We start from the raw sequence: 26,397 nt of genomic DNA on the forward strand, positions 1-26,397 counted from the left end.
CGTGCGATCAGTAGTCGCGAACCTTCAGGCCCGGATTGGCAGCGAGGATGTCGTTGATCGGCGTCGCATACTGCGTGGGTGCTTCTTGCCCGAACAATGTCTCGGCCTGAGCGATCTCGCACAGGGGAGAGGTGGCGACATTGGACGCACTCGTGATGCCGACGGCCAATGTTCCGGAGACGATGGGACCACCGCTGTCACCCTGCAGGACGCAGATGTTGGTGGTGAAGCCGTTGTCGAGGGTGTGATCCAAAACCTTGGCGACGCGGTTGACGCCGGTGACGACGCCGCAGCTGAAGCCCGTGGTCGATCCGGCCTTGCAGACCGGGGCGCCCACTACGGGATCGGCGGTACCGGTGATGTTGACCGAACGGTTGAACGGAACCCGAACGCTGTTGTTCTCGAAGCGGTACTTCGCGTTGTCGTCGATGTTGATGATCGAGTAGTCGCGCCCGTCGAAGCTGCTCTTGGCGAAGTATCCGACGCGGGGCCCGGTCTGGTTGTTCACCATCGGGAAGACCTGGCTCGAGTTCGAGGTACCGGCAGCGGCGCGGTTGGGATCGCAGTGGCCGGCGCTGATGTTGACCGTGCGTCCGGAACCGTCGGTGCCGTTGAAGCCGAATGAACAACGCAGTCCGGTGTTGCCTGAGGTCGCGCCGAAGGCGTCTCCGCCCAGTGCGGCGTCGCCGGTTGCGGATCCGGTTGCGGGGATGAGGTCCGCGACGATCGGGGGAACCAGCAGCGGAGCAGCGGTGTGCACAACGGTCCGCTTCAGGAACTCAGGCAATTCGATGCCGGCGGCCGGATCGGCCGTGAGGGCAACTCCGTTGCCGACCACGTCGACGGCGATGCCACGCACGAGGTCCGCGACCTCGGCAGGCTGCGAATCGAGCCACGAGTTGAGTGCCGAGAGCTGACTCTGCAGAGCCTGCTCGCTCTGCGCGACGTCCTTGACCTCGAAGCCGGCCTTTTCGGCGGCCTCGCGGGCGGCGTCCTTGTCGCGACCGTCAGCGAGAGCGACGACGCCCTTGCCGAGGTCGTCGAGCCACACGCCGGCAAAGGAGTCGGGGAACTGGACGCGCGCGATGGCGGCGAACTCCGCGAGCTTCTGTGCGAGTTCGGAACGCGAGACGAACTGGTCGGGCGTCAGCGCCAAGTCGTGCTGTAGAGCGTCGGCGAGTTCGACGGGCAGATGGGCTGCCTGGTCGGATACTCCGGATTCGTTCGGTTCTGCGTTCGCGACCGCGGTAATCGGTCCGAGGAGCAGCAGCGCGGCCGAACCGAACACTGCGGCACGACGTGCGATGGAGCTTCGCATGAGGGCCTTTCCACTTCGTTGACCGCGTACCACCCCCCTGGGAGCACACGGATACGGCTCACGGACTTGTGGTGAGCCGATCACAGTCGACCATGACTATATGGGTTCGAACGCGCTATTCCCACCCGTTACATGAGCACACAGCGCTGATCCCGACCGATAACAGCACTGTGCCCGCCGATCGAGAACAGATCGGCGGGCACAGAGCGTGAATCAGGGGTTGGTCAACCGGCAGTGCGAACGCGGATACCGGAACCGACACCGCCACCGGATGCGCGATCTGCCGCATCGAGGATGTCTCCGACCGGAATACCCAGGTTCGAGGTTCCACCGGAGGTTGCCAGTACCAGGTTCGCCTCGTTGCAACTCGGTGCGCCGCTGCTGTTGGAGCCGCTGGTGATACCCAGCGCCAAGGTTCCGGAGACGATGGCGCCGCCGCTGTCCCCGGCGAGGGTGCACGCGGTACCGGCGAATCCGCGGACGGTTCGTGAATCACCGTCGGCCATGACCAGTTGTGTTTCGACGCGATCGGCTGCCACGACGCCACAGGTGAACGAGGACGTCTGACCGGACTTGCAGATGGGAGCGCCGATCACGGGACGTGCTGTTCCGGTGATGGCGAGGGTGGTCCCGTTGGCGCCGCGGACGGCAGCGCGGTCGAGGCCTGCGTCGATACCCGACTGGTCGAACTTGATGACCGAGTAATCGAGATCGCCGGAGTTGTTGCCGACGGAAGACTGTGAGAACGCGCCGATCAACTGACTGTCGTCGACGTTCGCGTGGTTCGGCAGGTAGACCGGTGACTTCGAGCCCTCGGCCGGATTGCAGTGTCCGGCACTGATATTGAGTGCATTGTTCTGATCGTCGACGGCGTTGAACCCGAACGAGCAGACCGAGATGTTCTCGGTCGGCGTCTCACGAATGGGGCCAGTCGACGTGATGTAGGTGTCGCCGCCGAGTGCTCCGGGCTCGACCGATCCGCCACCGTCCGGGCTGAGAACGATCTTGGTGTTCTCGAGCAGGGTCGGAAGATTGAGCGCCTGCCCGACAGGGCTGTTCGCGACGTCGATGACGACCTGGTTGTTCAAGACGTCGATCGTCGCCGAATTGACTGCGCGTGAGATTTCCTTGGGCAGCCCGGCAATCCAACCGTTGACGTCGGCCAGCGTCTTCTCGAGGGTGTCGGCGGAGACAGGGGCGACGTGCGTGCGGTAACCGTCGTCGGCGGCGATGCGAGCAGCTTCGGTGGTGGTGACGGCTACGACGGGCTGACCGTCGAGTCCCATCCACGAGCCGGCGTAGTCGCCAGGGCGCTCGGACTTGAACTCCTGGGCGTATGCGCCGAGTTCCTGAGCCTTGGCGGCGCGGTCCAGATACTCCTGTGGGGAGATCTTCAGATCGCGTGCGATCGCCTCGACCAACTCAGCCGGAAGCTGATCGGCTTCGAGCTGTTCGACCTGCGTATCGGAGGCGGGCTCTGCCGATGCCGTCGCGATGAATGGAGCTGCGAGCAGTAGTGCCGAGGCGCCGACCACAGCGGTGCGGATCGCCAACGAGTTACGCATGAAATCCCTTCAAGTCCCCGGCACCGAGCCGGTAGGTACCGCACCCACCATAGGGGAAAAGTTCCGACAACGAATGTGCGCCTCCGCTCGGACAGCTGAATTATTCTGGCTGACTTGGCATTCCGGGTCTCGGGGCCACGGGCATGACGGGCATGTCGGGATTCGGAACCACCGGATCGGTTGTGTCGGTCGGGTTGGAGGGCTGTGTCGGCGTCGACTGTGTATTCGTGGGGTCGGTCGCGGTGGGGTTGTCCGGGGTAACCGGATCCAGCGGTCCGACCGCCGGCGGTAGATTCTCGATCCGAAGTGGGGGGATCTGCACGGTGATCGGCGAACCTTGCTGCACGGTCGCGGTGCCCGTCGGCGATTTTTCGACGCCGACGCTCGGAATCTCGGATGTCGGCAAGGGGTCGGGCGAGAGCGATTCCGGTTCGGGTGACCACGGCGTCGTCGGTCGTACTCCGAGCGCGGGTACCTGAGACGGGAGCGAGGTCGCTGACTGCGATGCCCCGCCGGACGGGCTCGGTGCGGTGTCAGGCGTGGTGCCGGGGGACAAGGGAGATTGTGCGTCGAGAATCCGAGGCGCCGGAACCGTCGACGTGTGCCAGATGACGAGCGCTGCCGCGGAACCCGACAGCGTCAGAAAGACTGCGGCGACTGCTGCAACGATGATCGGTCGGCGCTCCGGCTGCCACTGACGATTCAGCCAGCCGTCGACGCTCGGTGCTTTCGCGACCGGGACCTTTGCGTCACTTTCCGGCTCCGGCTCGATCAGGACGAACGGTGGAAACTCCTCGGGGACTCCCTCCGGCTCGGCCAGGTCGGTTGGTTCGGGTTCGGGTTGGGTAGGGGCGATCGCGAAAGGCGCGGCCAACGCTGCTGCTCCGCGAGCTGCTCTGTCGGCGGCCTCCGGATCCGCGAGCCAAGCCGCGGAGGCTTCCTCTTCCGGAATCAGGTCGACGCCGTCGAGATCCATACTGTCGAGTGCGTCACGTAGCGCGGCGACAGAATCGTTCGACCAGCCAGCCGGGATCACCGCGGAGATGTTCGGACTCTGTTCAGTGAGTGTCCGGACCTCCTTGACCAGGCAATACATCGCTGTCGCTACGAGTTCCTCTCCTCGGGTCATGTGCTCGGAGAAGTTGTCGGTATCGTCAGTTCCGACCCTGTCGAGGAACCCCCGCAAGCCGGCGGATCCTGTCGCGGTTCCACCTAGCTGCACGGTGCCGTCAGGAGCGTGGTGCAGCACCGATTCGCGTTCGAGGATCATTGGTGCCGAGTCGGGTTTCGCGATCGCGGCAATGCTTTGTTTGTTGCCGACGGCGAGTCCGACTCCCCACTTCATAGCGATCCCCGTTTCACAGTTACCGAACTTTGCTCGGTATGTATGCCCTGATTCCTGTGAAAACTATCACTTGAACGGATAAATGCAACCGTCCGGACAATATTCAGCTAACTATTTGTTCGCCGGTGTCATGCTACGAAGGATGGTGAGCAGTTCCGAACGAGACTGCGCGCCGACGCGACGCTTGATGCGTGCGACATGGTGCTCGACGGTTTTGGCGGAGATGTAGAGACGTTCGCCGATTTCCCGGTACGTCAGGCCGACGACGACGAGTTCGGCAACTTCTTGTTCGCGCTCGGTCAGTACCGACGGTGGCGCCGCATTGTCGGCCGAATCGGTTCCGTTCGTCTCGGCCGTCGACGCTGTGCGTAGCGAGCGCGCGACGTGGAGCAATGCCGTCGCCGATTTGGTGTCCGGTGTGCGGAGCGCTGCTTCGCCGGCGAGGCGGGCTGCGTCCCAGGGGAGTCCGATCCGACTCAGCGTCCGCGCCGCGGCTTCGACATCGTCGGCGTCGACGCTGCCCTGGAGGAGGAGGAGCCACTGGCGGCCTGCGGTCGCCAAACCGGCTGCGTACGTGTGGGTTTTGGCTGATTCCGCGAGTGCGTGCGCATGCGGAAGGAGGTCGGCGGGTGACTGCGCGAGGATCGATGCCTGGACGCCGTACCAATGAAGCGGCGAAGACCACAGCGGCGGCTCACCGAGTGCGCGCAGGAGCGAGCGCGCGTCGTCGACCAGATGCTCGACCTGCTCGGTCTCGTCGAGTCGCACTGCGGCAAGCCACAGTTCACCGACGGGGAGGAGATTGAAGAGATCTACGCTGCACGAAGAGAGGGCGCCGGCCGCGCCCGACCAAGCTCGACGTAACTGAGCGAGATCGCCGGTGCGACGAGCGAGGCCGACGATCAGCGCGTGTAGAAACAGTGAGTCGCGCTCGCGGAGGGGGCCGCGGACCACCTCGTCCGGAAGGCCCTCGAGGACCGCGTCCTGCCCGCGGACCATCGCGATCCAGGCGCGAAGGATGTGGAGCCGTGCCCACGTGTGGCTGCTTGCGTCGACGGCGGCGATCGCGGCCGAGACGACAGTGGCGGCCCGTTCGTGGGCGCCGTTGTGCAGGAGTGCAAGAGCTACCAGTGCCGGGGCGGAATCCGGCTGGAATGCAGATGTGTCTGCTCCGCCGGGGAGCGAGAGCGCGCGCGACATCGTGTTGAGCGCAGTCGGTGCGACTCCCGTCACCGACTGCATCAGCCCATTGGCCAGGGTCGCAGCGCCGACCGTGGAACTCGACGGTGATCCGGTGATTCCGGTCAGTGCTGCGTTCGCGTCGTCGACCTTGCCGATGCCGAGGAAGGTGATTGCGGCGAAGGGGGATTCGGTTCCGGTGCGCTCCGGACCGAGCCAGGTGTAGAGATCTGCAGCGGCGCCGAGTTGGCCGCACGCCGCGGATGAAGCTGCGCGGATTCGTACCGCCGCCGCCAGTTGCGCGTTGCCGGGATCGGGTTCGGCGATGACGGAATCGGCCAGGCGGCAAGCGGTGTCGAGGTCACCACTTCGAGCCGAGACCTGGGCGTACAGAAGCGTGTCGGCCAGGCCGAGAGCCTCGATCGAATTCAGGCGACGGAGGAGATCTGCCGCGACCGCCGGTGTGCTGCCGTCGACTGCGTCTCGTAGTACGGCCGCGAGGTCGCGGTGGCGGATGCCGGAGTCGAAAAGTTTTCGCGCGGTGTCGACGTCGAGAGTTCGCGCGTGCGCGCGTGATTCGACGATTCTGATCAGCTCGCTGCGGATGCGCGCGGTGCTGGTCGACTCGGCCAGCACGCTTGCGACGAGAGGTGATCGGGAACCGAAAAGGCCGGTCGCCAGTGCTCGGTCGAATGCCGCTGTGAGGCTGAACTTCTCCTGTCCCAGATCGAGTTCGAAGGCGTCGATGTCCGGGACGGCGAGTGAAACCTCGAGGATCTCCCGCTCGATCGGATGCAGAGCTGTGACCTGATGGAGGATGTGTGTGCGTACGGCTGTCGCCATTTCCGGGCGGCCCGCCGAGGCGGCGGCGAAATACGCTTCGACGGCCCCGAAGGAACCACCGGCAAGGTGCTCGAGCGCCAGCACGGCACGGTCGTCGAGCGGAACTCTTCGCTCTGCGGCGATCTTCCGAATGTCGGATTGGTTCAACGGGTTCAGATGAAGGACGGTGCCGAAACTCGAGATGTTCGAATAGATCGGTGCGAGTGGAGGATCGATCCGATCGGAGGCGATGACAACTCCGAGGTCGTCACGGTGAACCAGTTCGTTCAGGGCGCGGATTTCGTCGGAGGTCAGAGCCTGCGCGTCCGCGATCACCACGATCGCATCGACCGGGGCGTCAAGCGTGACTGCGGTGACCACGGGCTTGTCACCCGATTCGATTCTCTTCCGCACCGCTCTCGTCACTTGGGGTCGAGCGCTGGCGTCGGTCCCGGTGACGAACAGGCGCAGTGGCGATGCAGTCAGGTCGATGCCGCGCAAAAGTCCCGCGATGTAGGACGATTCGGCGCCGCTGTCACGGTTCATCGAAAGCCGTCCGGTCAGCGGATCGGCGCGGTGACGCCGCCGACGACACCACCGACCACGTTGCCGACACCACCGACGACGTTACCGAGGCCTCCGACCACGCCGCCGACTCCGTTCCCGACGCCGTCGACCAGACCGCCGACTCCGTTGCCGATGCCGGTCGCAGCATCACCGATACCGGTTCCGACGCCTGCTCCCGGGGCGGGCGCGGGCGCGGGTGCCGGGCCGGGGGCGGGGGCTGGTGCGGGAGCCGGGGCGCCGGGTGCGGCAGGTGCAGGCGCCGACTGAGCGGTCTCGCCCGGTGCGGGCGCGGATCCAGCCGGTGCGCCGGCAACCGGCACTGCCCCTGGCGCCGTCGTCGAACCCGCTGCGGCAGCAGGAGATCCGGGCTGATTGTTCTGAGTACCGTTGTTCGCAGTCGTGGATCCGGTGCCTGCTGCTTCGGCTGCCGTGGTGCTGCCGGGAGTAGAGCCCGGTGTGGTCGAAGCGGTGGACGAGGTGGACTCGTTGGTGGTGTTCGCCGAACTGGACGGAATGTTGATCTTGTCCATGGCTGTTCCGATTCCGAGTCCGCCTGCGGCGAGCACGATGAATGCTCCCACCACTGCAGCAACGACACCCACTCTCGACGAGCGTCGAGTCGCCGTGTTCTCTTCTTCGGTCGGCTCGGCAATCAACGGCGTGGAGAAGGTGGGAACCGGTGCGGGCTTGCGCGACGGCTCGACGGGAATCACTGCAGTGGCGGCGGCCGGCACGTGCGAGTCTCTGGCGTCGAGTGCGAGGGCCGCGGCGCCGGACGCCGCGCACGACGCTGGATCGGCGTCGGCGATCACCGGGACACGAAGCTCCGCAGACAACAGTTCGGCGACTAGGGGAATGGACGAGCTTCCTCCGGCCAGAACAACCTGATTTACGTCACTGGACTCGACGCCGGCAGATCGCAGGCTTTCACGCACCAAAGCCACCGATTCGGTGAGGGCGGGCCGGATCAGATCCTCGAGCTCGGAACGGACGAGTCGGATGTCGCTCAGGGCGCCGGGAAGCGCCACTCGAGCAACGGTTTCCGTCTCGGTGGAAAGCTCCTCCTTGGCTGCGCGGGCATTCTCGCGCAGAGTTTCCAGCGCGGCAATCGTCTCGGGAGCAAAGGGATCAAGGGTTGCGAAGTGGTCGGAAACCGCATCGAGCAGGTGCACGGTGACGAGGTGATCGAATTCGTCGCCGCCGATGTCCTCGCTGCGCAGTGGCTTTCCGAAGATTTCGCTCCGTCCGCCGGTCGTGGACATCATCGTGACGTCGAGCGAGCGAGCGCCGAGGTCGTAGACGACGGTCAGACCGTCGTTGACAGCGGTTCCGGAAGCGGCGAGCCACGCCATGACGGCCGCAGGTTCGGCGACGAGAGTAGCCCCGTGAACACCGGCATCGTCCAGCGCGGACTCCATGGTGCGTGTTGTGTGGCGGTTCCACGCCACCGGGTGAGCCAGGACAACGGTTGTCCCTTCATCGCCGTCCGCCTGGCCCACGAGCGCGCCTACCGCTGTTGCCGCGAGAGCCTCGCCACGGTACTCGGTACCGTCGGCGGCAAGTATCGGAATGGGGTCGCCGACGCGCTCGACAAATCCGGTGATGACGGATCCGTCGTCCAATTGCAGTGCACTGGGTAAGCGGACCTGTTGCGTTTCACCGGTCGAGCCGTCAGTGACAGCTACGAGAGTGGCCGAACCGATGCTGATGCCGAGCCCTGCCGCCATGAACGAACTCCCCTGGTCGTGGGCGACAGAAGGACTGTCGCGGTTGTTTGCGATGTCGGTTTCAGGACCAAGATCGTTACCGGATCGGAGGCGTCGCGAAGAAGTAGGGGGCCGATCCCCTAATCGGGGCAAATCCCCTAATCCGACCGGGCGTAGCCCATAGGGGACTTCCCCGTCCGCCCCTGCAGATGAGGGGGGTGCACCCCGTTGGCCCCCACCGCAAAAGTTCTTAGCGTTGATTCCACTCGCTACCTCTGGCAGCGCACCAGTTTCCGGATCACCGGCAACAACCCACCGGCAACAACCCGGTCAACGAACTTCAGGAGAACCCGCCATGGCAACGAACGCCGTACTCGAATTCATCCTCGGGCTACTTCGTGACGACGAGGCAGCTGCCAACTACTGCGCCAACCCGACTGCGGCCCTCAATGCTGCCGGTCTGTGCGACGTCAGCCCCGCCGACATCGTCGCGGTCGCTCCGCTGGTCGCCGAGTCCGGCCTCTTTGCCGGTGGCGGCGCCGACCTGTCCGCGATCGTCAACGCCGGCGCGTCCGCTGCCGGTGCGATCGGCGGCGGACTCGGAATCGGCGGCGGCCTCACCGGTGGTCTCGGTGGCGGTCTGGGCGGCAGCCTGGGTCTCGGCGCCGGCGCGGGCCTCGGAGTCGGAGGAGCCCTCGGCGGCCAGTTCGACCTGGTCGGCGACTTCGCAGCAGCCCTCAGTGCTGCGCTTGCCATCGGCGGCGAGATCAGTGCCGACCTCGGTGCAGCCTTCGGCGCTGTCATCGAAGCCGGTCTCGGTCTGGGTGGTGCACTCGATCTCGAGGGAGCTCTCGATCTGGGCGGACAGCTCAGCGCGGCTCTGAGCGGTGCCCTCGGGGTGACCGGCGGCCTGACCGCGGAACTGGGAGCAGCCCTCGACGCCGCGATCGGCGCGGTCGGCGGACTCGACCTGACGGCAGGGCTCAGCGGAGCTCTCGCACCCGTCTTCGCCATCGGTGGCGATCTCGGAGCCGATCTCGGACTGGCTCTCGGTGGACTCCTCGGCGGCGCAGCAGACCTCAGTGGTCTTCTCGACATCGGCGGCGAACTGGGGGCGAGCCTGACCGGCGCTCTGGAATCCGCCCTTGCCCTCGGCGGCGGCCTGGATCTGGCCGGCGCTCTGACGGGCGACCTCAGCACGGCATTGTCCGGCGCGCTCTCCGGTGTCCTGGGAGCCGGCGGCACGATCGGCGCCGATCTGGGTGCATCGCTCGGCGGCGTCCTCGGAGCGATCACGGATGTCAGCGTCCTCACCGATATCGCAGGCGGCCTCGACCTCGGTGCTGCCCTGAGCGGCGCGCTCGGCGGCGCACTCGGCGTCGGTGGCGGATTGGAAACTGCACTCGGCGGCGCACTCGACGCAGCACTGGGCCTCGGCGGAGGACTCGACCTTGACGCCGTACTCGGCGGCGGCGCGGACCTCGGCGCTCAGCTCAGCGCAGCACTCTCCGGTGCCCTCGGCGCCGGCGGAACGGTCGGAGCCGACCTGGGCGGCGCACTGGGCGGATTGCTCGGGGGAGCACTCGACATCGAAGGCGGTCTCGGAGCAGACCTCGCAGCGGCTCTGGGCGGCGGCGCGAATCTGTCGACGGCTCTCGAAGGCGTCCTCGGTTCAGCGCTCGGCGTCGATGCCGGGCTCGCAGGTGGACTCGGCGGCGCACTCGACGCGGCGCTGGGCGCAGGTGGACTTACCGGAATCGACCTCGGTGGTGCACTCGGCCTGGGCGGCGAAGCAGGCTTGGCCGCCGGTGTGGCTGCGGCTCTCGACACCGCTCTCGCAGGTGCAGGTGGCTTGGGTGCTGTCGGTTCCGTGGGCACGGACCTCACCGGCGCGCTGGACGGTGCGCTGGGCGCCGGCCTCGGACTGGGGGGCTCACTCGACAGCGTTCTCGGTGCCGAAGGTGCACTCGGTGGAGCGCTGGACACGGCACTGAACCTCGGCGGAATCGACACCGGTTCGATCGGCGCCGACCTGCCTTCCGTCGACCTCGGCGCAGTGAACCTTGGCCCGATCTCCGCTGAACTGCCTTCCGTCGACCTCGGAGGTATCGCGGCGGACGGACTGAACCTCGGCGCTGTGACCGGCGATCTCGGAGCGACGGTGGGCGGTGCTCTGGACGCAACAGCAGGTCTCGACGCAACCGCAGGTCTCGACGCAGCCACGAACGCGGCAGCCGGTTTGGGAGGGTCGCTCGGCGCAGCACTGAACGGCGTCACCGACCTCGGTGGATCGCTCGGCGGGGCTGTCGGAGCAGCTACCGACGTGACGGGTTCGATCGGTGCCGACGCAGCCGCGGCTGCTGGTGGCACCGTCGACGGTGGCGGTACCGTTGGCGGCGGCGGCGGCGCTGACCTGGGTGGATCACTCGGTGGAGCAGTCAGCGGAGTGTCCGACCTGACGAGTTCGTTGACCGGTGCGCTGAACCCGTGGTCGTCGATCGATGCGACCGATGCTTTCGGTTCGGGCTCCGATTCGGGACTGAGCGCCGATACCGGGCACTCGCTCTTCGCCGAGGATTCGGTTGCAGCGCCGGTCGATCACATCGACCCGGTTGCGGTTGTCGATCACCTGCATCCCTGATCTGCTGACGCAGGAACTGAAATCGGTCAAAATGACCTGATGTAACAAATCCGGCCCTGCGCGCGCTATGCGTTCGCAGGGCCGGATATTCGAGTCGGGAAGAATTGCGGGTCAACGAAGCTCATGAGTGATTCAGCGAGTCAGGTAAGCAGTCGGAAGGCGCGCGTCGCGTCGTCGACGGCGTCGTTGCTCGAACGAACAGCAGTCGTGGCGAAGGATTTCGGGCGAACGGATCTGGTGCGCCGACTCGAGAATGCTCAGGTCAGAGTCAATGATCCGCGTATTCGTATCGTGGTGGTCGGACCCCTCAAGCAGGGCAAGAGCCAGTTCGTCAATTCTCTGCTCGGCATCGACGTGTGCTCGGTCGGTGACGACGAGACCACTGCCGTGGCGACGGTCGTTCAGCACGCGGAGAACGCGGTCGCCGAACTGATTCTCGCCGATCCGGGTGCGGCGCCCATTCGGGTGCCCCTCCCACTCGAAGAACTGATGGGGATCACGCCGGCCACGCCTCGCGCCGAAGGGCGTGAAGTTCTGCGTGTGGAAGTGGGTGTTCCCAGTCCTCTGTTGGCCGACGGTTTGGTTCTGATCGACACCCCCGGTGTCGGTGGTCATGGAAATCCTCATGCTGCAGGAACATTGGGATTGATCACTGCGGCCGATGCAGTGTTGGTTCTGTCGGACTCCAGCCAGGAGTTCACCGAACCGGAGCTGGGATTCATCCGCCAGGTCGTCAATCTGTGTCCTGCGGTAGCCGGGTTGATCAGCAAGACCGATCTGTACCCGCACTGGCGGCAGATCCTCGACGCCGATCGCGGACATCTCCAGCGAGCCGGGTTGGACCTGCCGCTCATTCCGATCTCCTCGGTACTGCGGTCGCACGCTCTGAGGCTGGGGGACAAGGAACTCGAAGCGGAATCCGGATTTTTGGACCTCTATCAGTTCTTGCGGGACAACGTCGTTGCGCGTGCCGAGTCGAACACTCGACGCGCCGTTGCGATGGACGTCCGTTCCGCGGCAGCGCATCTGACGTTGGAGATGGGCAGTGAGCTTGCGGCGTTGAAGGATCCGTCGACAGCTCAGGCAGCGGTCGCCGGCCTGCAGCGTGCTCGAGCAGCGGCCGAGGAACTGCACAAGAAGACCTCACTCTGGCAACAGAGCCTCGGCGACGGCATTGCAGACCTCGCCGCCGACATCGATCACGACCTCCGGGACCGGTTGCGCCGGGTCACCCGCCAGGCCGAGGAGACTGTCGACGAAGGCGATCCCGGTAAGGACTGGGACGTAGTAGGGGAGTGGCTCGAACAGGAGATTGCCACCGCTATCGGAGACAACTTCGTGTGGGCTCACGATCGAGCTCAATGGTTGGCAGAGGTTGTGGCGCAGCACTTTGCGGAGACCGGCGACGTCGCGCTCCCGCATCTCGACGTTGCCGACACCGACGGTTTCCTGGAACCGGTTGGCGCGCTGTCGGACCTCGAATCCGGCCGAATCGGGATCACTCAGAAGGTCCTGGTCGGCATGCGCGGCTCGTACGGCGGCGTCCTGATGTTCGGCTTGATCACCACGATGATGGGCATGGCACTGGTCAACCCGATCTCGATCGGAGCCGGGGTTCTGCTGGGTACCAAGGCTTATCGCGAAGACAAGCAAGCGCAGGTGCTCAAGCGTCGGGCCGAGGCGAAAGCGGCTATCCGACGGTTTGCCGACGACGTCAGCTTCCAGGTGGGCAAGGAGTCGAAGGATCGCCTCCGCCTGGTGCAGCGGCTTCTGCGGGATCATTTCACCGACATCGCCGAGCAGGCGCTGCGCTCGATCAACGAATCCCTCCGCGCCACGCAGGAAGCCGCGCAGTTGGAGTCGAGTGAACATGCAGCTCGTATCAAGCGTCTGGAGACCGACATGCGCGTCGTCGCAGAGCTTGATGCCGTTGCCGCAACGCTGATCGGCGAAACTCCCGCTCCTGCTTCGGCAAAGGTGACCAACGCATGAATGCCGCGACTGCTCTGACCGCCGTGGAGTCGGCACACGCACTGATCGACCACGCCAGACGGGTCTACGCGGACCAGCCGCAGACGCGAGCCCAGTTGGAAGAATGTGCAGCCAGGCTCGACGAGCCACTCCGAGTGGCGCTCGCCGGCTCCCTCAAGGCGGGTAAGTCGACGCTGCTCAATTCGCTTGTCGGACAGGATATAGCGCCGACCGACGCGACCGAATGCACGCGCGTCGTCACCTGGTATCGGAACGGGACAACGCCGCAGGTGACCGCGACGGCCGAGAACGGTGCCGAGTTCAACGTGCCGGTGACGCGCCGCGACGGCAGGCTCACGTTCGATCTGGGGGAGTACACCGCAGACTCGGTGGACCGCATCGACGTCGACTGGCCGTCTTCGGCATTGGCTCGCACGACGATCATCGACACCCCTGGTACCTCGTCGCTCTCGACCGAGGTTTCGGCCAGAACGTGGGACATGCTTGTTCCCGACGGCGGGGCACCGGGCGCGGATGCAGTGGTCTATCTGCTGCGCGCCCTGAACGCCAGCGACATGCAGTTCCTCGGGAAGATCGCTGATCATGTCGGCGGAGAATCCGGCCCGCTCGGAGTGATCGGTGTTCTCTCGCGCGCTGACGAGGTCGGCGCAGGCCGACTCGACGCGTTGTCCTCGGCGAAGGACGTCGCGGCACGATTTGCCGAGGAGTTGGAGCGAACCGGCCTGTGCCAGTCGGTGGTTCCGGTGGCAGGTTTGCTCGCCCTCGCTGCTCGGACGATGCGGCAGAGTGAGTTCGCGGCCTTCTCGGCGCTCGCGCAGGTTCCGGCCGAGGATCTGAGCCTTGCGCTGCTCTCCGCGGACCGTTTTGCCAGGCAGGACAGTCCGCTTCCGGTCGACGCGGCCATGCGCGCGCAGTTGGCCGATCGGTTCGGGCTCTTCGGAATTCGTCTCGCCGTGACGTCGATCAAGCTGGGCGCCACTGATTCCCCGTCCCTGGCCGCGGAATTGTTGGAGCGAAGCGGATTGGACGAACTGCGTCAGGTGATCGACGTTCAATTCGGGCAGCGCGCGGATCAACTGAAATCGCACACCGCTCTGGTGACGTTGGGCCGGATCCTCGAAGCCGATCCGAGTGAGGAAGGCGATCAGATCGCGGCAGAGGCACAACGGTTGCTCGCCGACGTTCACGGTTTCCACGAACTTCGACTGCTCGGGCGACTTCGTTCGGTACACACGGATCTGCCACCCGACGACCTGGCACAACTGCAAAGACTGATCGGTGGCTACGGAATCCGGGCCAGTGATCGTCTGGGCTGCGAACCGGAAGAATCGCCGGAGGTGCAGCGTGCGCGGGCTACCGCTGCTGTCCGGCGATGGCGCGAGTTGTCCAGGCATCCGCTCTTCGACAGGTTTACCTCGCGCGCCTGCCTGGTTGCTGCCCGCAGCGCCGAGGGCGTCTTGGCTGAAATTGTGCCCGAATAGGGACCCGTTCACTGTACGAGCGCTTGGAGAGGGTTCTATCTTGAGTTCGGGATGATCCGGGCATAACTCCCAGGTCCGGGTCCCACCTCGATGGGAGCACGCGCATGGCGAGTGACATCAAGTCCGCTTCACCGGATCGAGCCACCCTCGTCCTGGGGACGCTCATCCTGGTCGCTGCGGTTGCGAACCTCAACCTCTCGGTCGCGAATGTCGCGCTGCCGGACATCGGGCGGGCCTTCGACGCCAGCCAGACGCAACTGAACCTGATCGCGGTCGGGTACTCGCTCGGCCTGGCCGGAACGGTGCTTTACCTGGGGGCCTTGGGAGACCGATACGGCCGCAAGATGTTGCTGGTCACCGGTATGGCGCTGTCCATTCCGGCGTCGATCGTGGCGGGATTCGCCGGGAACTTCGAAGTGCTGTTCCTCGCTCGGATAGTCGGGGGCGTGTCGGCAGGTCTGGCATTCCCGACGACGCTGGCGATCATCACGGCGCTGTGGGCCGGGCCGGCACGAACCAAGGCGATTGCCATGTGGTCGGCAATCGGTGGCGCGATTTCAGCACTCGGTCCGATCGTCTCGGGGGCGCTGCTCGAGCAGTTTCACTGGGGTTCGGTCTTCTTCGTCACCCTTCCGTTGGCTCTCGTGGCCCTGATCTGTTCGCTGGTGTTGGTGCCCGCTCACGTCAACGAGACGACCGAGCGGGTCGATCACCTCGGCGGCACAGTGTCGATCGTCTTCATCGGGGCGCTGGTGTTGTCCATCAACTTCGCGCCGGTGAAGGGTTCGGGCACGTTGGCTCTGGTGCTCGGGGCAATAGCGGTCGTCGCGGGTATCGGGTTCTTCCTGCAACAGCGACGCGCGGTCAATCCGCTGTTCGATCTTCACGTAGCCGCGCGCCCGACCTTCTGGGTCGCGGCGGTGGGCGGTTTGGTCGTGTTCGGTTCGCTCATGGGTGCGATGTTCATCGGCCAGCAGTTCCTGCAGAACGTCCTCGGCTACTCGACGCTGGCAGCCGGTGCGGCGATCATTCCGGCTGCGCTGGCGATGGTGATCGTTGCGCCGCGCTCGGCGACCATGATCGAAAAGTACGGCGCCCGCGTCACGCTGCTCTCCGGCTACTTGTTCGTCGTTCTGGGGTTGTTCGTCGCGCTGTTCCTGTGGAACGAAAGCACGCAGTACTGGCAGGTCGCGCTGGCCTACGCACTGGTCGGCATCGGCGTCGGCCTGGCCGGCACACCGGCATCTCGTTCGCTGACCGGATCCGTTCCCGTGCATCGCGCGGGTATGGCGTCGGGAACGTCGGACCTGCAACGCGACCTGGGCGGGGCCATCATGCAGTCGATTCTCGGCGGAATACTCACGGCCGGGTACGCAAAATCGTTGGGTAATGCGATCTCGTCATCACCGAACGCATCGGAGGTGACTCCCGAAACTCAGGCCGCGCTCACCAAATCTTTCTCCAGCGCCGAAGTTCTGGCGGAACGCTACCCGCAATACGCGGACCAAATCATGACCGCCGCCAAAAACGCCTTCCTGGACGGGGATACAAACGCCTACATCGCGGCGATCATCATCGTGTGCGCCGGGGCCGCGGTGGTGACGTTCTTCTATCCGCATCGCGAGCGCGAACGTGTTCTGCTGGCGCAGTACGCGGCAGAATCCGATCTCGCCGCGGAGAAGAGTTGAGCGCGCTCTGGTAGTGATGAGGAATGCCACAGCTACTTCACATCGATTCGTCTGCCGAACTCCACAACTCGACCTCGCGTGATCTGACTGCCCTGTTCGCTCGGCAGTGGTCGAAGAACAGCCCGGATCACACGACGGTGACGGTGGACCTGCATCGGGATCCGTTGCCGCACCTCGCGGATGCGGCCCTGCACTACGCACCACGCTTGCGAGTCGATGGGGAGATTCCGGATCCCGCCGCGGAAGCACTGCAGGCTCGGATCATCGAGCAACTCATCGCTGCGGACGTAGTCGTGATCGGTGCACCGATGTACAACTGGTCGATCCCGTCCACGTTGAAGGCATGGATCGATTACGTACACGTCCTGGGGACGACGGTGCCTTTCGACACGCGCACTCAGCCGCTGGCCGGTAAGCCGGTGGTGATCGTGTCCAGCCGTGGGAACACCTATGGGCCGGGTTCGGGGAACGAGGCCAACGATCACACCGTCCCGCCACTCGTGCAGGTGCTCGGGGTGTCGATGGGAATGGATGTCTCCGTCATCACCGCGGAACTGACGTTGGCGCACCGTATTCCGGCGATGGCACCTCTGATCGAGCAGGGTGACGAAAGCCTGCGCGCTGCCCGGGAATCGTTGACCGAGCTGGCCCGTACCTTGGGTGCCTGAGTTCTCGGTCGACCGGATACTCTGTCGCGATGCCTGTAAAATTCGGATTGTGGCGTGTTGACGGAACCGATGTCCTGCGCGTGCCACCCCGAGTAATCGAGTCCGAGGCTCGGCTCGAAAAGATTATCGAAAGTCGCATCGAGATACTCGGCCTCGGTGATCTGCTGGTCATCGGCCCACAAGTGATGACGGATTTTGCCAAACGGATCGATCTCCTCGCCATCGACGCGGAAGGAGACCTATACGTAATCGAACTGAAGAAGGACCGAACTCCACGCGACGTCGTCGCTCAGGCACTGGAATACGGTTTCTGGGTGCGTGACCTGTCCTTCGAAGCCGTGAGTGACTTATTTGAAAAGAATCACCCTGGTGAAGATTTTGCTTCGGCATTCATTGATCGGTTCGAATCCGAAGTGCCTGAAGTAGTGAACAACGATCATCATCTCGTGATCGTGGCTACTGGTCTTGATTCGAGTACTGAGCAGATCGTCGAGTATGTCCGGGGCTATGGCGTCCCGATCAACGTCCTGTTTTTTGAGTACTTGTTCGACGAGGATCGCGAATACCTCGCCCGGTCTTGGATGTCGGACCCGGCTCTCGATCTCCCACAGGCAGGCGCGGGAAACAAGAAGCAGCCAACGTGGAACGGTGTGGATTTCTTCGTGGCGATTGGGGAGGGTCGGCACCGCAACTGGGACGACATGCGGGAGTACGGGTATGTGTCAGCGGGTCAGGGGGACAAATATAGAAAAGCTATGTTCAAGCTTTTTGAAGGCGCGCGCGTGTGGGCAGAGATACCCTCGACGGGATACGTCGGTGTCGGCGTTGTCGAAGAACCAGCCGTCAGGGTGGCTGATTTCAATGTGGAGATAGAAGGAAAGTCGATTCCTCTACTCGAGTGTCCCGTGCGCGCGAATAGCTTGGGCGAGAACGCAGACGACGAGGAACTGAGCGAATACCTGGTTCGTGTGCGTTGGCTCGATGCTCGGCCCCGTGAGCAAGCGGTCTGGGAGAAGGGAATGTTCGCGAATCAGAACGTGGTTGCCAAATTGCGGCAACCGTTTACTCTTCAGCAGCTGTCGGAATCATTCGATTTCGAGTAATTTGCCTGTAGGCCTGCCTATCTGAGTTCGCAATTACCTCAGGTCCGAGATCAGCGACGCCACGTCGGCCGGTTCTGCGTCGTAACCGGGGAAGTAGCAGCACACCTCGTCGGCATGCTCGCCGAACCGCCGCCGAATCTCGGCCGCACACTCTTCGGGGGTGCCGACGACGGCGAGCGTGGTCAGCATCGGATCGGTGATCAGTGATGCCATGTCGGCGTAGCCGCCTCGCTTGGACAGGGCATTGAGTTCCGGTTGGACCTCGCCCCACCCTTCGACGTCGAGCACCGGACGGTATGCGGGCGTCGAACCGTAGAACGAGAGCAGGGCTCGGACGCCTCGTGCAGCCGCGGCGAGTTGTTCGTCGCCGCGGCCGACGCCGACGATGACCTGCGGGATGATCGTGAATTCTTCTCGGGTGCGGCCAGATTCACGAAGACCGGCATCGACGGCCGGAAGTGTTCGTTCGAGGAAATGGCGGTGTGTGTGGAACGGCATGACCAGTAGTCCGTCGGCCACCTCCGCCGCCGTTCGGGTCATCACCGGCCCGAGTGCCCCCATCAGGATGGGCGGCGGCCCATAGGGATTGGGGCCGGGATCGAACGTCGGTGGCATCAGAGTGTGGGTGTAGAACTCGCCGCGGAAGTTCAGCGTCGAGGTGTTCTCCCATGCCGTGAAGATCGCCTTGACCGCGGCGACCGTCTCCTTCATGCGGGCCGCTGGACGCGACCACGTTGCGCTGTAGCGTTTTTCGATGTGCGGTTTGATCTGCGATCCGAGACCCAGGCGAAAGTGCCCGCGACTGAGCAACTGCAGGTCGTTGGCCGAATGCGCCAGATGCATGGGACTGCGGGGGAACGCGATGGCGACGTTGGTCATCAGGTCGAGGTCGACGGCCGGTGCCGCTTCGACGAGTGGGAAGAACACGTCGTGTGGTCCCTCGAAGGTGAACAGGCCGCCGGCGCCGGTCTCCGCGAGTTCACGGCTGCGAGCAGCGCCCGCGCCCGGCGCGGAGTCGAGTTGTACGTGAACCTTCATCGGCGTACTCGCAGCCAGGTGCTGACACCGGGAGTGAACGGAGCGATCGCCGCCACTGCGACAAGGACGCAGTAGAGAATCGGACCCCATCTCAGAACTCCAGCGCCGATATCCGCAGCGCCGTCGACCAGAGACATGAAGCCGAGTCCGGCCGCGATGCTCACGACTCCCACGATCGCCGTCATCGCCCGCCCGGCGTTCTTGCGGGCACGGAGGAGTTGAAGGCTCATGAGTGCGAGCAGGACCAGGACGAGAGCGCCGCCGCCGCTGCCCACCAGGACGACCGTCACGGCATCGGAGATGTCGGTGGACGAGTATCCGGGATTGTCGCGCGCAGTCGATTCCTCGAGGGCTGACCGGACGTCGTCGAGACTGGTGACTACCACTCCGGCGATACCGGCCAGGACTACGAACGAGCCGATCCAGGCGGAAGTAGACAACGTCACGGCTTTGGGCGTCTCGTCGTTCGCTGCAGGTCGGAGCGGCCGAACCGAGACGTCGGGTCGCTCGGGGGCTGGGCGCGCCGGCGCCGGTCGAGCAGGTCGAACGGGAGGATTGTCGGGATCGGTCACCGGCCGATCGTAGCCATTCGTACAGATCTGGAAGTGATGTGGCACACTTTTTCGGCTTTTCGGGGAAGGCGGGAACAAATCTACGTGGGCTGTAGTTGACCATTTCGACAAGCTTGAGCGCCCTCGGCTCAACTTCGAGTTGACTCCCGGCTACGGTCGGAGGCAAACTTGAGCGGAGGACGCTCACCAAGCGAAAAACTCGCGGTCATGTTCGAGATCAACCACTCGGGCAGAGAACCGCAGAACGAAAGGTAGGAACACTATGGCTCGTGCAGTCGGTATCGATCTCGGTACGACCAACTCGGTAGTTGCAGTGCTGGAGGGCGGCGAGCCCGTAGTGGTCGCCAACGCCGAAGGCTCACGTACCACCCCCTCGGTGGTCGCATTTGCCAAGAACGGCGAGGTTCTCGTCGGTCAGCCCGCGAAGAACCAGGCAGTCACGAACGTCGACCGCACCCTCCGCTCCGTCAAGCGCCACATCGGCACTGACTGGAACGTGGAAATCGACGGCAAGAAGTACACGCCGCAGGAAATCAGCGCCCGCACGCTCATGAAGCTCAAGCGTGACGCGGAGGCTTACCTCGGCGAAGACATCACCGACGCCGTCATCACCGTCCCCGCGTACTTCGAGGACGCACAGCGTCAGGCAACCAAGGAAGCCGGCCAGATCGCCGGCCTCAACGTCCTTCGTATCGTCAACGAGCCCACCGCGGCTGCACTGGCATACGGACTGGACAAGGGTGACACCGAGCAGACCATTCTGGTCTTCGACCTCGGTGGCGGCACCTTCGACGTCTCCTTGCTCGAAATCGGCGACGGCGTCGTCGAGGTTCGCGCAACCTCCGGTGACAACCACCTCGGTGGCGACGACTGGGACGAGCGCGTCGTCGCTTGGCTGGTCGACAAGTTCAAGGCTCAGAACGGCATCGATCTGACCAAGGACAAGATGGCGCTGCAGCGTCTGCGTGAGGCTGCGGAGAAGGCGAAGATCGAGCTCTCCAGCTCGCAGAGCACCTCCATCAACCTCCCGTACATCACGGTCGACGCGGACAAGAACCCGCTCTTCCTGGACGAGCAGCTCACCCGCAGCGAGTTCCAGAAGATCACCTCGGACCTGCTCGATCGCACTCGTGCGCCGTTCCAGGCAGTGATCAAGGACAGCGGAATCGCCGTCAAGGACATCGACCATGTCGTGCTCGTCGGTGGCTCCACCCGTATGCCGGCCGTCTCCGATCTGGTTCGTGAACTGACCGGTGGCCGTGAGCCCAACAAGGGCGTCAACCCGGACGAGGTCGTCGCAGTCGGCGCCGCACTCCAGGCCGGCGTGCTCAAGGGTGAGGTCAAGGACGTTCTGCTCCTCGACGTCACGCCGCTTTCCCTCGGTATCGAAACCAAGGGTGGCGTGATGACCAAGCTCATCGAGCGCAACACCACGATCCCCACGAAGCGTTCCGAAACCTTCACCACCGCTGACGACAATCAGCCTTCGGTGCAGATCCAGGTCTTCCAGGGTGAGCGCGAAATCGCTTCGCACAACAAGCTGCTCGGTTCCTTCGAGCTCACCGATCTGCCGCCCGCCCCGCGTGGCGTTCCGCAGATCGAGGTCACCTTCGACATCGACGCCAACGGCATCGTGCACGTGACGGCGAAGGACAAGGGCACCGGCAAGGAAAACACGATCAAGATCCAGGACGGCTCCGGTCTGTCCAAGGAAGAGATCGAGCGCATGGTCAAGGACGCCGAGGCTCACGCCGAGGAAGACAAGGCCCGTCGCGAAGAGGCAGAGGTTCGCAACCAGGCCGAGTCGCTGGTCCACCAGACGGAGAAGTTCGTCAAGGAGCAGCGTGAAGGTGAGAACGCGGGCAAGGTATCCGAGGAGATCCTGACCAAGGTCGAGGCAGCGGTCAAGGACGTCAACGACGCCCTGGCAGGCACCGACATCGCTGCAGTGAAGACCGCAGTGGAGAAGCTGGGCACCGAGTCGCAGGCTCTGGGCCAGGCCATCTACGAGGCTTCCGCTGCGAACGAGGCCGGAAACACCGACGGCGCAGGCAATGACGACGACGTCGTCGACGCCGAGGTTGTCGACGAGCCCACCGACTCGGACAAGAAGTGACCTCGGACAACCCCGAGAACAACCCGGTCGACCCCGAGACCGGTGCACAGGGAGAGGCGGCGGGGGAATCCCTGCCGCCGCTCGACTCGGAAGACACAGGGGTGGTTCAGGAAGCAGAGTCGATCGTGGAGGAAGCATCCGCCACCGATCAGCTCGCCGAACGAACTGCGGATCTGCAGCGACTTCAGGCGGAGTTCACCAACTACCGTCGTCGCGTCGAGCGTGACAAGCAGGTCATCAAGGAAACCGCGCGGGCTTCGGTCATCACCGAACTCATCGGAATCCTCGACGACCTGGATCGCGCTCGGGCACACGGTGACCTCGAATCGGGTCCACTGCGTGCACTCGCGGACAAGCTCAACACGACCCTGACGGGTCTGGGTTTGACCGACTTCGGTAACGAGGGTGACGATTTCGATCCCGCACTCCACGAAGCGGTGCAGCATGAAGGCGAAGGCCACGACCCCGTACTCGGGACGGTCATGCGCAAGGGTTACAAGCTCGGCGACCGGGTCCTTCGGACCGCGATGGTGGCCGTGACGGACCGGGTAGGCGACAAGCCTGCAGACGGTTCAGAACAAGAAGCGAAGTAAGAGTGAGAGGAGGAGACGCCCAGTGAGTCAACGGGAGTGGATCGAGAAGGACTTCTACAAGGAGCTGGGCGTCTCGTCCACCGCGACGGCCGACGAAATCAAGAAGGCGTATCGCAAGCTGGCTCGGGATCTTCATCCCGACGCCAACCCTGACGATGCGAAGGCCGAAGAGCGTTTCAAGTCCGTCAGTGAAGCTCATGCCGTTCTGTCCGATCCGGACAAGCGCAAGGAGTACGACGAGGCCAGGCGCCTCTTTGCCAGCGGAGGCTTCGGCCCCCGCGCTCAAGGCGGCGGCGGATTCAACCCCGGCGCCGGCGGTTTCGACATCAACGATCTGTTCGGCAGCGGTGCCGGCGCGCAGGACTCGGGCCTCGGCGACATCTTCGGCGGATTGTTCAACCGCGGGGGAGCGGGCCAGCGCACAGCCGCACCCAACCGCCCGCGTCGAGGCAAGGATCTCGAGACCGAGACGACGCTCGCCTTCCGTGAAGCAGCGCTCGGTGTCACCGTCCCACTTCGTCTGACAAGTCCGACGTCGTGCACTACGTGCCACGGCAGCGGCGCGAAGCCAGGCACCAGCCCGCGAGTGTGCCCGCATTGCAACGGAACCGGCGTTGTCAGCCGGAACCAGGGCGCCTTCGGATTCAGTGAGCCGTGCGACGATTGCCGGGGAACCGGCTCGATCATCGACTCGCCGTGCGAGGACTGCCACGGTAGCGGCGTCACCAACCGGACACGGACCATCACGGTTCGCGTGCCCGCCGGCGTGAGTGACGGTCAGAAGATCAGGCTCAAGGGCAAGGGCGAAGCGGGCCTCCGCGGAGCACCGGCCGGTGACCTGTTCGTCAACATTCGCGTCAAGCCCGACAGCGTCTTCGGCCGCAACGGTGACGACCTGACTCTGACGGTTCCGGTGAGCTACGGCGAACTGGTGCTCGGCACGACACTGTCCGTGCCGACCCTGGAGGGCCGTGTCGGGGTGAAGGTTCCGGCCGGGACGGTGGACGGACGCATTCTGCGAGTTCGCGGACGCGGTATCCCCAAGCGTCCCGATGGTGCTGGTGATCTTCTGGTCACCGTCAAGGTATCCGTCCCGCAGAAGTTGGACGACCCGGCGATCGAAGCGCTGAAGACCTATCTCGAAGCCGAGAAGGCGAGCGGGTTCGATCCACGGGCCGGGTGGGCCGGTGCATGATGACCGAACGACCGCAGAATCAATGGGATGCGACGGTCGATCCTGACGCCCAGATCTTCGTGATCTCGGTGGCAGCCGAGTTGGCCGGAATGCATGCGCAGACCTTGCGTAACTACGATCGACTCGGTTTGGTCACCCCCCACCGAACCACTGGTGGAGGACGACGCTACTCCCCGCGTGATGTTGCGCTTCTTCGTGAGGTGCAACGGCTTTCGCAGGACGAGGGCGTCAACCTTGCCGGAATCAAACGGATCATCGAACTGACCAACCAGGTCGAGGCTTTGCAGCATCGCGTCCGCGAATTGGCCGAGGAGATCGCGAAAGTCCATGCGGGCTACCGCCGGGACCTCGTTCCGATTCCGCGCAACAACGCGTTGGTGGTCTGGAAACCCCGCAACCAGCGGTAGTCGGACCTAGTCACAAACGGCTCCACGCCCTGTCGGATTCATTTCATCGAATCCCGCAGGGCGTGGGGCCGTTTTGGCGTTTCCACCCAGCGGGAATCGGTCTGTCGAGGCGACCTGAATGTGCATAGCGTCCGCTTCCATGAATCCTCTTTTACTCGTTTGACGTTATCCAGATCACATTCTATGCTCCAACCCAAGCAACTGCTTGCTAGATCATCAAGCGGGTGCTTGGTCGGCTGGTGCTCCAAATCAGGCGCGTCCACCGGTCGACCCTTCTTTCGTCAGGTATTCGCCTGACGTTCGGTGCATACATGTGTTCTAGGAGTGCAGACATGAATCGTCGGCCCATTCTTGTTGCGGCAGTAGCCGTGACGGCTCTGGCTCTCGCGGGGTGTAGTGGTTCTTCGGAGTCCGAAGGTGGCGCGGATTCGCCGTACCGAGTGCTGTTGACCGGCGGGATCAGTGCACAGGGCGTTCTCGCGGCGAACTCGCAGACCTCGCTGCTGGCCACCAAGGCCGGCGTTCAGGTCCAGAACGAGGCCGGGGGAATCGGTGGCCGTCAGATCGAGCTCACCACTGTCGACGACGCGGGTGATGCAACCATCGCCGTCACCAAGCTGCGCGAAGCCATCAACTCGGGGAACAAGCCTGACCTCTACCTCAACTCGGGTCCTTCGTCGATTGCGGCTGCGGTTCTCCCGATCCTCAAGCAGAACAACATCCTCTCGCTGAGCATGGCGCCTTCTCCCGATTCGACGGACCCCTCGAAGTTCCCGCTGAACTTCGACCTGGCTCCGGGTGCGACCGACACCGCTCGCGGCATCTCCGAGTATGCAAAGACCAAGGGCTACAGCAGCGTCGGAGTCCTGCACGGCAGTACCGCCTACGGTGAACTCTTCGGCGAGGAGATGACCAGTGCGCTCGAGAAGGTCGGCTTGAAGGCTGCGGGCAACGAGGAGTACGACGCCGCCGCGCTGGACATGACGGCTCAGTTGCAGTCGCTGAAGAATGCCGGTGCAACGGCAATCGCGTTGGACGCGTACGGCGCCCCGCTCGGATACGTGTTGCAGAGCCTGGAGCGACTCGGCTGGGACGTGCCGTTGATCGGCAACACGTCGGTCTCGGCTACCAACCTGATCGCCAACGATCCGCCCGCCGGTGTGCTCGGCACCCCACAGGTGAAGAACCTCGTGACGCAGGTGTTCACCAGCACGGTGTTCGATCCGAACAACGCGCTCGTCACCACGATGGTGGACACGATGGCGTCGCTGGGCTCGATCCCGTCGACGCTGATCCTCGCGGACAACTACGACGCATTCCCCCTCGTCGCGGCGGCAGCGGAGAAGGTCGGCAGTTCGACCGATCCGAAGAAGCTCGCCGAAGCACTGGAAACCGCAGAGGTCCAGGAGAATGCCAAGACCGCATTCCTCTCGCGCTACAACTTCAGCTCCGACAACCACGGCCCGAACCCGGATACCAGTGAGCTGAAGTTCATCAGCCCGACGAAGATCCTCAACGGTCAGTTCGGAAACCCGGCTGCGTCATGACCATTCTGTGGTCCGGATTGGCGCTCGGCGCGGTCGACGTGCTGGTTGCCATCGGGTACAACATCGTTTTCGTTTCGTCCAACACTTTCAACTTCGCTCAAGCTCAGCTGATGATGGTGGGCACCTTCGTCGCCTACACGGGTCTGGTAACCCTGAAACTCCCCGTTCTCGTGGTGGCCGTCATGGCAACCGTGACCGTGATGCTCCTCGCCTCGGTCGAGGAGATCGTCGCGATCAGACCGGTGGCCGATCACCAGAACCAGTTGGTCACCACGCTTGGTGTTGCCACTCTGCTCAATGGTGCAACTCAATTGATCTGGGGTAGTGAACCTCTCACGGTTCCGTTCTTCGGATCGAACGAACCGATCACCCTACTCGGCGGCCGCACCTACCCGGTCGAGATCGCTCTGCTTGTTGCGGCGATCGCACTGGTCATCGGGTTGAGTTACGTCTCCAAGAAAACCATGACGGGTCTGGCTCTGATCGGTATCTCCGAGGATCGTGAAGCGGCGATGCTGCGCGGAGTCAACGTCCGACGTTTGGCGCTGGGTGCGTTTGCCTTCTCGGGTGCATTGGCCGGTGTCCTCGGACTGCTGGTCGGCCCCAAGACGTTTGCAGTTGCGACATTGGGTGCCGCGCTGGCCCTCAAGGGATTCGTGGCGTTGGCGATCGGCGGGTTCGGCTCTCTGCCAGGCGCTTTGATCGGCGGACTGACCGTCGGCCTGGTGGAATCGTTCACCGCTCTGTGGGCGGGAAGTCAGTACAGCAATATCGCCGTCTTCACGGTGCTGATCGTCATCTTGATGGTCAAACCTGCCGGCCTGTTCGGCAACGTCCGAGAACGGGTGGTGTGA

The 26,397-nt window shown here is 64.1% G+C and carries 19 protein-coding genes; 12 read left to right on the forward strand and 7 right to left on the reverse strand.

The annotated features are described in order from the left end of the window. Window positions 1-7: 7 nt before the first annotated feature. From V3587_RS12850 to V3587_RS12870, 5 genes are all read right to left on the reverse strand, one after another. Window positions 8-1,318 (reverse strand): S1 family peptidase, encoded by a 1,311-nt coding sequence (locus tag V3587_RS12850; RefSeq protein WP_095972486.1) that lies wholly within the window; start codon window positions 1,316-1,318, stop codon window positions 8-10. A gap of 224 nt (window positions 1,319-1,542) precedes the next feature. Further along, entirely contained in the window at window positions 1,543-2,883 is a 1,341-nt protein-coding gene (locus V3587_RS12855) for a S1 family peptidase (protein ID WP_283376851.1), read from the reverse strand. 100 nt (window positions 2,884-2,983) lie between these two features. Further along, the gene (locus V3587_RS12860) at window positions 2,984-4,228 is read right to left on the reverse strand and encodes a hypothetical protein (RefSeq protein ID WP_283376850.1); all 1,245 of its coding nucleotides are present in this window, start codon (window positions 4,226-4,228) and stop codon (window positions 2,984-2,986) included. Window positions 4,229-4,339: 111 nt separating this feature from the next. Beyond that, a complete protein-coding gene (locus tag V3587_RS12865) occupies window positions 4,340-6,775 on the reverse strand; it encodes a LuxR C-terminal-related transcriptional regulator (protein WP_283376849.1) in 2,436 nt (811 codons plus the stop codon). A 14-nt stretch (window positions 6,776-6,789) separates the two neighbouring features. Continuing rightward, window positions 6,790-8,523, reverse strand: coding sequence for an Hsp70 family protein (locus tag V3587_RS12870; RefSeq protein WP_283376848.1), 1,734 nt, complete (start codon window positions 8,521-8,523; stop codon window positions 6,790-6,792). A gap of 334 nt (window positions 8,524-8,857) precedes the next feature. Between V3587_RS12870 and V3587_RS12875 the strand changes: the two genes are divergently transcribed. The 6 genes from V3587_RS12875 (at window position 8,858) to V3587_RS12900 (ending at window position 18,075) form a co-directional block, all read left to right on the forward strand. Continuing rightward, window positions 8,858-11,143 (forward strand): IniB N-terminal domain-containing protein, encoded by a 2,286-nt coding sequence (locus V3587_RS12875; protein ID WP_283376847.1) that lies wholly within the window; start codon window positions 8,858-8,860, stop codon window positions 11,141-11,143. Window positions 11,144-11,266: 123 nt separating this feature from the next. After that, window positions 11,267-13,135 (forward strand): dynamin family protein, encoded by a 1,869-nt coding sequence (locus tag V3587_RS12880; RefSeq protein WP_283376846.1) that lies wholly within the window; start codon window positions 11,267-11,269, stop codon window positions 13,133-13,135. After that, window positions 13,132-14,616: a dynamin family protein gene (locus tag V3587_RS12885; RefSeq protein ID WP_095972479.1), complete on the forward strand. Its 1,485-nt coding sequence runs from the start codon at window positions 13,132-13,134 to the stop codon at window positions 14,614-14,616. Before V3587_RS12880 ends, V3587_RS12885 begins: the two co-directional genes overlap by 4 nt. Before the next feature lie 104 nt (window positions 14,617-14,720). Next, window positions 14,721-16,304, forward strand: coding sequence for an MFS transporter (locus tag V3587_RS12890; protein ID WP_124567339.1), 1,584 nt, complete (start codon window positions 14,721-14,723; stop codon window positions 16,302-16,304). A 23-nt stretch (window positions 16,305-16,327) separates the two neighbouring features. Beyond that, window positions 16,328-16,972: an FMN-dependent NADH-azoreductase gene (locus tag V3587_RS12895; protein ID WP_283376845.1), complete on the forward strand. Its 645-nt coding sequence runs from the start codon at window positions 16,328-16,330 to the stop codon at window positions 16,970-16,972. A 29-nt stretch (window positions 16,973-17,001) separates the two neighbouring features. After that, window positions 17,002-18,075, forward strand: a complete 1,074-nt coding sequence (locus V3587_RS12900) for a hypothetical protein (protein WP_283376844.1) — start codon at window positions 17,002-17,004, stop codon at window positions 18,073-18,075. A 33-nt stretch (window positions 18,076-18,108) separates the two neighbouring features. Here the strand turns inward: V3587_RS12900 and V3587_RS12905 are convergent, their stop codons facing one another. Further along, window positions 18,109-19,113: a TIGR03617 family F420-dependent LLM class oxidoreductase gene (locus tag V3587_RS12905; RefSeq protein ID WP_283376843.1), complete on the reverse strand. Its 1,005-nt coding sequence runs from the start codon at window positions 19,111-19,113 to the stop codon at window positions 18,109-18,111. Next, window positions 19,110-19,685, reverse strand: a complete 576-nt coding sequence (locus V3587_RS12910; RefSeq protein ID WP_253253001.1) for a hypothetical protein — start codon at window positions 19,683-19,685, stop codon at window positions 19,110-19,112. The genes V3587_RS12905 and V3587_RS12910 overlap by 4 nt, the downstream gene beginning before the upstream one ends. Before the next feature lie 262 nt (window positions 19,686-19,947). Between V3587_RS12910 and dnaK the strand changes: the two genes are divergently transcribed. The 6 genes from dnaK (at window position 19,948) to V3587_RS12940 (ending at window position 26,397) form a co-directional block, all read left to right on the forward strand. Continuing rightward, complete coding sequence (gene dnaK, locus V3587_RS12915; RefSeq protein WP_003944365.1) at window positions 19,948-21,801, forward strand: molecular chaperone DnaK; 1,854 nt, start codon at window positions 19,948-19,950, stop codon at window positions 21,799-21,801. After that, window positions 21,798-22,394 carry a nucleotide exchange factor GrpE gene (gene grpE / locus V3587_RS12920; RefSeq protein WP_095972475.1) on the forward strand — a complete coding sequence of 199 codons (597 nt, stop codon included), beginning with the start codon at window positions 21,798-21,800 and terminating at the stop codon, window positions 22,392-22,394. The genes dnaK and grpE overlap by 4 nt, the downstream gene beginning before the upstream one ends. A 22-nt stretch (window positions 22,395-22,416) precedes the next feature. After that, entirely contained in the window at window positions 22,417-23,589 is a 1,173-nt protein-coding gene (dnaJ, locus tag V3587_RS12925) for a molecular chaperone DnaJ (protein WP_283376842.1), read from the forward strand. Next, window positions 23,586-23,996 (forward strand): heat shock protein transcriptional repressor HspR, encoded by a 411-nt coding sequence (locus V3587_RS12930; RefSeq protein WP_003944355.1) that lies wholly within the window; start codon window positions 23,586-23,588, stop codon window positions 23,994-23,996. Before dnaJ ends, V3587_RS12930 begins: the two co-directional genes overlap by 4 nt. Before the next feature lie 332 nt (window positions 23,997-24,328). Beyond that, window positions 24,329-25,543 (forward strand): ABC transporter substrate-binding protein, encoded by a 1,215-nt coding sequence (locus tag V3587_RS12935; protein ID WP_095972473.1) that lies wholly within the window; start codon window positions 24,329-24,331, stop codon window positions 25,541-25,543. Further along, window positions 25,540-26,397, forward strand: a complete 858-nt coding sequence (locus tag V3587_RS12940; protein ID WP_283376841.1) for a branched-chain amino acid ABC transporter permease — start codon at window positions 25,540-25,542, stop codon at window positions 26,395-26,397. The genes V3587_RS12935 and V3587_RS12940 overlap by 4 nt, the downstream gene beginning before the upstream one ends.

The organism is Rhodococcus sp. IEGM 1306 (assembly GCF_036541985.1).
GTDB lineage: Bacteria > Actinomycetota > Actinomycetes > Mycobacteriales > Mycobacteriaceae > Rhodococcus_F > Rhodococcus_F qingshengii.

Bases quoted from the DNA above. Each gene is read 5' to 3' on its own strand.
- V3587_RS12875 (WP_283376847.1), top strand. From the start codon at position 8,858: ATGGCAACGAACGCCGTACTCGAATTCATCCTCGGGCTACTTCGTGAC.
- dnaK (WP_003944365.1), top strand. From the start codon at position 19,948: ATGGCTCGTGCAGTCGGTATCGATCTCGGTACGACCAACTCGGTAGTT.
- V3587_RS12890 (WP_124567339.1), top strand. From the start codon at position 14,721: ATGGCGAGTGACATCAAGTCCGCTTCACCGGATCGAGCCACCCTCGTC.
- V3587_RS12850 (WP_095972486.1), bottom strand. From the start codon at position 1,318: ATGCGAAGCTCCATCGCACGTCGTGCCGCAGTGTTCGGTTCGGCCGCG.
- V3587_RS12855 (WP_283376851.1), bottom strand. From the start codon at position 2,883: ATGCGTAACTCGTTGGCGATCCGCACCGCTGTGGTCGGCGCCTCGGCA.
- V3587_RS12895 (WP_283376845.1), top strand. From the start codon at position 16,328: ATGCCACAGCTACTTCACATCGATTCGTCTGCCGAACTCCACAACTCG.
- V3587_RS12860 (WP_283376850.1), bottom strand. From the start codon at position 4,228: ATGAAGTGGGGAGTCGGACTCGCCGTCGGCAACAAACAAAGCATTGCC.
- V3587_RS12885 (WP_095972479.1), top strand. From the start codon at position 13,132: ATGAATGCCGCGACTGCTCTGACCGCCGTGGAGTCGGCACACGCACTG.
- V3587_RS12930 (WP_003944355.1), top strand. From the start codon at position 23,586: ATGATGACCGAACGACCGCAGAATCAATGGGATGCGACGGTCGATCCT.
- V3587_RS12905 (WP_283376843.1), bottom strand. From the start codon at position 19,113: ATGAAGGTTCACGTACAACTCGACTCCGCGCCGGGCGCGGGCGCTGCT.
- V3587_RS12900 (WP_283376844.1), top strand. From the start codon at position 17,002: ATGCCTGTAAAATTCGGATTGTGGCGTGTTGACGGAACCGATGTCCTG.
- V3587_RS12865 (WP_283376849.1), bottom strand. From the start codon at position 6,775: ATGAACCGTGACAGCGGCGCCGAATCGTCCTACATCGCGGGACTTTTG.
- V3587_RS12935 (WP_095972473.1), top strand. From the start codon at position 24,329: ATGAATCGTCGGCCCATTCTTGTTGCGGCAGTAGCCGTGACGGCTCTG.
- V3587_RS12940 (WP_283376841.1), top strand. From the start codon at position 25,540: ATGACCATTCTGTGGTCCGGATTGGCGCTCGGCGCGGTCGACGTGCTG.
- V3587_RS12870 (WP_283376848.1), bottom strand. From the start codon at position 8,523: ATGGCGGCAGGGCTCGGCATCAGCATCGGTTCGGCCACTCTCGTAGCT.
- V3587_RS12880 (WP_283376846.1), top strand. From the start codon at position 11,267: ATGAGTGATTCAGCGAGTCAGGTAAGCAGTCGGAAGGCGCGCGTCGCG.